Origin of the sequence: Aquidulcibacter sp. (assembly GCF_049239865.1) — a bacterium.
GTDB lineage: Bacteria > Pseudomonadota > Alphaproteobacteria > Caulobacterales > Aquidulcibacteraceae > Aquidulcibacter.
In genome coordinates this window covers 1-1,549 of the sequence record NZ_JBMLTR010000202.1, presented here as the reverse complement: position 1 = coordinate 1,549, position 1,549 = coordinate 1, and the positions used below count along the sequence as shown (strand labels likewise).

The window sequence follows — 1,549 nt, the reverse complement described above, 5'->3', positions numbered from 1 at the left end:
TCGGAAGCGAAACGATGGTTGCTCGATTGGTTACATGGGCCTTTGATGGGGCCGAAGCGCGCAGAGTTGACGTCCAAGTCCAAATAACAGACGCCGGGGCGAACCCTTATTTCTCTATTGTAGGTTTAGCGGACAAGGCCGTGGCTGAGAGTCGGGAGCGGGTACGCTCTGCTTTTGCGGCCATTGGCTTGTCGGTTCCTGCCAAGCGCGTGCTGGTAAATCTGGCCCCGGCGGACTTGCCGAAGGAGGGGTCTCATTATGATGCGCCAATTGCTGTCGCACTTTTGACAGCCATGGGTGTCTTGCCGTCCGACGCATTAGATGGCCTCGCCGTGCTGGGGGAACTGGGGTTAGATGGCGATTGGCAGCCCATTGTTGGGGCTTTACCGGCAGCTATGGCTTCCCACGGGGAGGATTTGACCTTGGTTTGCCCGTCGGCCTCTGCTGCTGAAGCCGCTTGGTCGGGCGGGCGGGTGATTGGGGTTTCCAGCCTGATGGGCTTTATCAATCATGTTCGCGGTGCGCGGCCACTGGAACTGGCCCAGCCCGGTGCCCTACTCGAAGCGCCGCCCGTTGCCGATCTGAAGGATGTACGCGGGCAGGAACAGGCCAAACGGGCGCTGGAGATCACCGCAGCTGGCGGGCATAATTTATTGTTGGTTGGCCCACCGGGGGCGGGCAAGTCCATGCTGGCGCAACGTCTCCCCGGCCTCCTGCCACCTTTAAGCGCGCGAGAACTCTTGGAAGTGTCGATGGTCCATTCCGTGGCTGGCATGCTCGAGCGCGGATCTTTAACGCGGACAAGGCCATTCAGGGCCCCGCACCACTCGGCCAGTATGGCCGCTCTGACAGGTGGTGGCATTCGGGCCAAGCCGGGTGAAGTGTCCCTAGCGCATCATGGCGTGCTGTTTCTCGATGAATTGCCGGAATTTTCCGCCCAAGCCCTCGACGCGCTGCGCCAACCCTTGGAAACGGGTGAAGTGGTGGTCGCGCGGGCCAATCGGCATGTGACCTATCCGGCGCGCTTTCAACTGATCGCCGCCATGAACCCTTGCCGCTGCGGTGCCGCTGCTGGGCGGACGTGCGGGAAGGCGCCGCGCTGTATGGTGACCTATCAGTCGCGCATTTCTGGGCCCTTCCTCGACCGGATTGATCTGCAAATCGACATCCCAGCCGTTACCGCCGCAGACCTTGCCTTGCCTGCCAGCAGTGAAGGCACGCAAGAAGCCGCCGCCCGCGTGGCAAGTGCCCGCGCCGCCCAAGCAGAGCGCTATCAGAATGACGGACTGGCGATTGCCACCAATGCGGTCGCCAGCGGGGCCGTGCTTGATCGTGTCGCAGCACCCGATGGGCCGGGACGAGATTTATTGGGAAAAGCGGCTGACGCGCTACGCCTATCGGCACGGGCCTATCATCGCACGCTAAAAGTCGCGCGCACGATTGCAGACCTTGACGGTGCTGAAGGGGTAAAGCGGATACATATTGCCGAAGCTTTGGCTTATCGGCGGGTGGAGCCTAATCCGGCGCAAGCCGTCTCAACACCCAGTTT

At 61.6% G+C, this 1,549-nt stretch carries 1 protein-coding gene; it reads left to right on the top strand.

Annotation, left to right across the window (positions count from 1 at the left end; all coding sequences use genetic code 11):
* Nucleotides 1–14 precede the first annotated feature (14 nt).
* Nucleotides 15–1,549, top strand: a 1,535-nt coding sequence (locus ACOVRA_RS14190) for a YifB family Mg chelatase-like AAA ATPase (protein ID WP_421720864.1), incomplete at its 3' end; no start/stop codon positions are given.